Annotated in this window: 5 protein-coding genes; 3 read left to right on the top strand and 2 right to left on the bottom strand. The window is 65.4% G+C overall.

Annotation, left to right across the window (positions count from 1 at the left end):
• Both ACR65W_RS01955 and ACR65W_RS01950 read right to left on the bottom strand, forming a co-directional pair.
• Positions 1-1,751: methylmalonyl-CoA mutase family protein (locus ACR65W_RS01955; RefSeq protein ID WP_434499462.1), on the bottom strand; the 1,751-nt coding region annotated here is incomplete at its 3' end.
• A 130-nt stretch (positions 1,752-1,881) separates the two neighbouring features.
• On the bottom strand, positions 1,882-2,460 hold the full coding sequence (locus ACR65W_RS01950) for a cold shock domain-containing protein (RefSeq protein WP_196401121.1): 579 nt from the start codon (positions 2,458-2,460) through the stop codon (positions 1,882-1,884).
• Positions 2,461-2,642: 182 nt separating this feature from the next.
• Here ACR65W_RS01950 and ccrA point away from each other — a divergent pair, with 182 nt between their 5' ends.
• The 3 genes from ccrA to ACR65W_RS01935 form a co-directional block, all read left to right on the top strand.
• Positions 2,643-3,896 carry a crotonyl-CoA carboxylase/reductase gene (gene ccrA / locus ACR65W_RS01945; RefSeq protein WP_434499461.1) on the top strand — a complete coding sequence of 418 codons (1,254 nt, stop codon included), beginning with the start codon at positions 2,643-2,645 and terminating at the stop codon, positions 3,894-3,896.
• Between the two features lie 110 nt (positions 3,897-4,006).
• Positions 4,007-4,723 carry an ABC transporter ATP-binding protein gene (locus tag ACR65W_RS01940; RefSeq protein ID WP_434502235.1) on the top strand — a complete coding sequence of 239 codons (717 nt, stop codon included), beginning with the start codon at positions 4,007-4,009 and terminating at the stop codon, positions 4,721-4,723.
• The coding region (locus tag ACR65W_RS01935; RefSeq protein ID WP_434502233.1) for an ABC transporter permease subunit at positions 4,720-5,810 on the top strand (1,091 nt) is incomplete at its 3' end. The genes ACR65W_RS01940 and ACR65W_RS01935, both read left to right, overlap by 4 nt.

Below are 5,810 nucleotides of genomic sequence, written 5' to 3'. Positions count from 1 at the left end.
AGGCCGATGCAATGCGCGCCTTCCTTCTTCGCGGCCTCGACAAGTTCAGCCGGCGTCGAGCGGATGCCGGCGTAGATCACCTCGAAGCCGGCGTCGCGGGCGCGCACGGCGATTTGCTCGGCGCCGTTGGAATGGCCATCGAGGCCCGGCTTGCCGACCAAAAACTTCGCCCGCTTGCCGAGCTTTTGCGAGACGCGTTCGACTTCGCCACGCACCGCGTCGAGCGCGCCGCCAACCTGACGGGCCGTCGACGAGACGCCCGTCGGCGCGCGGTACTCCCCGAACACGCCGCGTAGGACATTGCCCCATTCGCCGGTGGTGACGCCCGCCCTCGCCGCGGCGATGGACGGCTCGACCATGTTGCGGCCTTCCTTGGCGGCGCGCGCCAGCTCTTCGATGGCGGCTTGCGCGGCCTTCTGGTCGCGGCTTTCGCGCCACGCCTTCAGCCGCGAAATCTGCTCGGCTTCGACATGTTCCGGCACGACCATGATCTGATCGTCGCCCGAGGCGAGCGGCGACGGCTCGCCGCCGGTGAATTTGTTGACGCCGACGACGATCTGCTCGCCGGCCTCGATCGACTCAAGGCGCGCGGTGTTGGCTTCGACGAGCTTGCCCTTCATATAGCCGATCTCGACCGCCGCGGCCGCGCCGCCGAGGTCTTCAATCTTCTTGAGTTCGGCCATCGCCTCGGCCTTCAGTTCGGCGACCTTGCGGGCGATTTCGGGATTGCCGTCGAAGATGTCGCCATATTCGAGCAGATCCGTCTCATAGGCCATGATCTGCTGCATGCGCAGCGACCATTGCTGGTCGAAGGGCCGCGGCAGGCCGAGCGCCTCGTTCCAGGCCGGAAGCTGCACGGCGCGGGCGCGGGCGTTCTTGGAGAGAACCACGGCGAGCATCTCGATCAGGATGCGATAGACGTTGTTCTCCGGCTGCTGCTCGGTGAGGCCCAGCGAATTGACCTGCACGCCGTAACGGAAGCGGCGGAGCTTCTCGTCCTTCACGCCATAGCGCTCGCGCGTGATCTCCTCCCAAAGCTCGGCGAAGGCGCGCATCTTGCAGAGCTCAGTGACGAAGCGCATGCCGGCGTTGACGAAGAAAGAGATGCGGCCGACGACCTGGGCGAAGTCTTCCTCAGGCATTCCCGCGGCTTTCACGCCGTCGAGAATGGCGACGGCGGTCGCCAGCGCATAAGCGAGCTCCTGCGACGGCGTCGCGCCCGCTTCCTGCAGATGGTAGGAGCAGACGTTCATCGGATTGAACTTGGGGCATTCCTTCGTGGTGAAGAGAATGAGGTCCTGCGTGAGGCGCAGCGATTGCGTGGGCGGGAAGACATAGGAGCCGCGCGAGAGATATTCCTTGATGATGTCGTTTTGCGTCGTGCCCTGCAGCTTCGCGCGCGGCGCGCCTTGCTCTTCCGCGGCGGCGATATAGAGCGCCATCAGCCATACGGCGGTGGCGTTGATGGTCATCGACGTGTTCATCTCGCTGAGCGGGATGCCGTGAAAGAGCGTGCGCATATCGCCCAGATGCGAGACCGGCACGCCCACCTTGCCGACCTCGCCGCGCGAGAGGATGTGGTCGCTGTCGTAGCCGGTTTGCGTCGGCAGATCGAAGGCGATGGAGAGACCCGTCTGGCCCTTGGCGAGATTGGAGCGATAGAGCTTGTTGGACTCGCTGGCGGTCGAATGGCCGGCGTAGGTGCGAAACATCCAGGGCTTGTCGCGGCGCGGGGCGGACATGTCGTTCATATAGCCTCTCCTCCGCCGTTGCGCTTAGCATGGGGTGGGCGCAGGCGGAAGACGGACGGACGCCCGGCCGCAGCGTGGCGGCGTTGACCGCGCCGCCCCCGGCCACAAACCCGGCCTTGGACTTCGCGACCTATCCCGAGGCGGGGCGCGGCGCGATTTCGTTCAGCGACTGCACGCGCCTGGCCTGCGGACCCTCCCGGCCTTGGCCTTCCAGAAACTCCACTCGCTCGCCGATTTCGAGCGCGTCAAAGCCGGGTTCGGCCACGCTGTTGCGGTGAAAATAGATCTCGCGTCCATCCTCGCTTTCGAGGAAGCCGAAGCCGTCGGCGCGAAAGACGCTTTTCACCACGGCCGTCGGCGCCGTCTCGTGATGCTTGACCTTGCCGCGTATCTGGCGCGACTGATCGCGCAATTGCCGCCGCGCCCGCCTGAAGGCGTCGTTGAGCGCAAACTCAGCGTCCATGAAGCGCTCATCGGCGTCGGGCGTGCGCTCCACCGACACTTCGCGACCGTCGGGGAGCGCGATATAAATCGTGAAATGATGCTGGCCGCCGGTCCGATGATGGCCGCTCGGCCCCTTGGCGACGACCCGGCAGGCGGTCATGCGCCCATAAACCTTCTCCAGTTGAGCCAGCTTGGCGACGATCTTGGCGCCCAACTCCGGGCGCGGCTCCATATCGATGAAATCGATCTCGGGCGCGGTTTCCATCGGGTCTCTTTCTGCCCCCAAGCGCAGATAAATAATGCGCGGGCGCCGAAAGGCTTCCTGCAGCTATAGAGAAACACTTGCCGATCCATAGGAATTTCGCGCTATGAAGCGCGTCGTCGCCCTATTATAAGCTCCGCCGAAACTTTATCGGCGCGAGATTCAAAGCCGGAGGGAGCGAAACCTTGAGTGAGAAGAAAGACCTCTATGAGATGGGCGAGATTCCGCCGCTCGGGCATGTTCCCAAGAACATGTACGCCTGGGCGATCCGCAAGGAGCGGCATGGGCCGCCGGAAACCGCCATGCAGCTCGAGGTCTTGCCGACCTGGGAACTCGACAGCCACGACGTGCTGGTGCTCGTGATGGCGGCCGGGGTCAATTACAATGGCGTCTGGGCCTCGCTAGGCGAACCCATCTCCGTGCTCGATGCGCACAAAAATCCCTATCACATCGCCGGCTCCGACGCTTCCGGCATCGTCTGGGCGGTCGGCTCCAAGGTGAAGCGCTGGAAGGTCGGCGACGAGGTGGTCGTCCACTGCAACCAGGACGACGGGGACGACGAGGAGTGCAACGGCGGCGACCCGATGTTCTCGCCCTCGCAGCGCATCTGGGGCTATGAGACGCCGGACGGCTCCTTCGCCCAGTTCTGCCGCGTCCAGGACCGCCAGCTGATGGAGCGCCCCAAGCACCTCTCCTGGGAAGAGGCGGCTTGCTACACCTTAACGCTCGCGACCGCCTATCGCATGCTCTTTGGCCACGCGCCGCATCAATTGAAGCCGGGCGACAATGTGCTGGTGTGGGGCGCCTCCGGCGGCCTCGGCGTGTTCGCCGTGCAGCTCTGCGCCGCCTCGGGCGCCAACGCCATCGGCGTCATCTCGGATGAGAGCAAGCGCGACTACGTGCTGTCGCTTGGCGCCAAGGGCGTCATCAACCGCAAGGATTTCAAGTGCTGGGGGCAGCTGCCGAAGGTCAACACGCCCGAATATGTCGAATGGACCAAGAACGCCCGCGCCTTCGGCAAGGCGATCTGGGACATCACCGGCAAGAAGGACGTCGACATCGTCTTTGAACATCCAGGCGAAGCGACCTTCCCGGTCTCCTGCCTCGTGGTGAAGCGCGGCGGCATGGTGGTGTTCTGCGCCGGCACCACCGGCTTCAACCTCACCTTCGACGCGCGCTATGTGTGGATGCGCCAGAAGCGCATCCAGGGTTCGCATTTCGCGCATCTGAAGCAGGCGTCCGCCGCCAATCGCTTCGTGCTGGACCGGCGCGTCGACCCCTGCGTGTCGGAAGTGTTCTCCTGGGAGAAAATCCCGGTGGCGCACACGAAAATGTGGAAGAACGAACATGCGCCCGGCAATATGGCGGTGCTGGTGATGTCGCCGAAGCCCGGCTTGCGCACGGTCGAGGATGTGACGGAAGCCTATAAGCAGAAGTAGGAGCCACCGTTCGCTTGACGGTCGGCGCTTCGACAGGCAGGCTTGCGTGAACATTGGAGCCGGCGCGGGGCCACACGCGTCGGCGTCAGCCGTACAGGGCGGGGCGGCGGATGCTCGAAGCGCGCAATCTGACAAAAATTTATGATGGCGCGGACTCTCCCGCCCTCGATCATTTGAATTTGACCGTGCCGGCGGGCGAGGTGTTTTGCCTGCTCGGCCCGAACGGCGCCGGCAAGACGACGACCGTCAATCTCTTCCTGAATTTTATACAGCCGACCGCAGGCCAGGCGCTCGTCTACGGGATCGACGCCGCAGTTGATCCCTCCGCGGCGCGCGCGCTTCTCGCCTATATCCCCGAACAGGTGATGCTCTACGGCGCGCTGACGAGCCTCGAGAATCTGCAATATTTCACCGAAATCTCCGGGGCCGGGGCGCCCCGCGATGAGCTGCTCTCGCTGCTTGCCGCCGCCGGCTTGCCAAAGGATGCCGCCGAGCGTTCCGTGCGCTTCTATTCGAAGGGCATGCGCCAGAAGGTCGGCGTCGCCATCGCCCTCGCGCGGCGCGCGCAGGCGCTGGTGCTCGACGAGCCGACCTCCGGCCTCGATCCACTCGCGGCGAATGAATTCGCCGCGCTGATCGAGCGGCTGCGCAAGGAGGGCATGGCGGTGCTCATGGTCACGCATGACCTCTTCCTCGCCAAGCAATGCGGCACGAAGATCGGCATCATGGCGCAGGGGCGTCTCGCGTCCGTCTTCGGCGCCGACGACGTCGATCATCTGGGGCTGGAGCGCGCCTATCTCGATCTCTTCGCGAGCGCGGCGGCGTGAGCAATCTCGCTCTCGCTCCGCTCGCGACGACGACGCCGGCGAAGAGCCGCTGGCGCGTCGTGCGCGCCGTCGCCGGCAAGGAATGGCTGGAGCTGTTCCGCGACCGGCGCCTCGTCTGGCTCTGCGCCTTCATAATGGCGCTGATGCTCGCCGCGCTCGCCTTCGGCTATGTCGAGAACGCCCGCATTTTGCGCGAGCGCGACGCCGCGGCGCAGGCCGATCGCGACCTCTGGGTCGGACAGAGCGCCAAGAATCCGCACGCCGCCGCGCATTTCGGCCAATACGCCTTCAAGCCGTTGAGCCCGCTGGCGCTCGCCGATCCCGGCGTCGACGCCTATGTTGGTTCGGCCGTGTGGCTCGAGGCGCATAAGCAGAACGAGACCCAGTTCAAACAGGCGCGCGACGGCGGCGTCGGCGCTCGGCTCGGTTCGCTGTCGCTCGCCTTCATCCTGCAGACGATCGCGCCGCTCATCGTCATCCTGATGGGCTTCGCCAGCTTCTCGGGCGAGCGCGAAAGCGGCACGCTGAAACAGCTGCTCAGCGTCGGCGCTCGGCCGCACGACATTCTCGCCGGCAAGGCGATGGCGCTCATCGGCGCAATCTTCGCGCTGCTCGCGCCGGCCTTTTTCGGCGCGGCGCTCGCCCTCGTCTTCTTTGTCGATCGCGAACGCCTGTCGCTCGCCGATCAAATCCTTCGACTCGGGGCGCTCGGCGCCGCCTATGCCGCCTATCTGGCGGGCTTCGCCTTTCTGGCGCTTGGCGTTTCGGCGCTCGCCAGAAGCTCACGCGCCGCGCTCGTCACGCTGCTCGCCTTCTGGCTCGCCAATTCCTTTCTCGCGCCGCGCCTCGCCACGGACGCCGCGCGCGCCTTTGCGCCGACGCCGACATGGCAGGAGTTTCGGGCGGGGATCGCGCAGGACAAGGCGAACACCTTCGGCCATGACGAGCGCCATCCCGCCTTCGTCGCCTTCCGCGACGAGACGCTGAAAAAATACGGCGTCTCGCGGATCGCGGATCTGCCGGTCAGCTTCCGCGGGCTGGCGCTGCGCAAGGACGACGAGGCCGGCTATGCGATCTTCGATCGCCA

This window comes from Methylocystis sp., from assembly GCF_051062815.1.
Lineage (GTDB): Bacteria > Pseudomonadota > Alphaproteobacteria > Rhizobiales > Beijerinckiaceae > Methylocystis.
Note: the sequence above shows the minus strand (reverse complement) of the source record. Positions and strands in the feature narration are given on the sequence as shown.

What these genes read in the sequence shown, in the direction of transcription:
- ACR65W_RS01950 (WP_196401121.1), bottom strand. Translation starts at nt 2,460, where the DNA reads ATGGAAACCGCGCCCGAGATCGATTTCATCGATATGGAGCCGCGCCCG.
- ACR65W_RS01940 (WP_434502235.1), top strand. Translation starts at nt 4,007, where the DNA reads ATGCTCGAAGCGCGCAATCTGACAAAAATTTATGATGGCGCGGACTCT.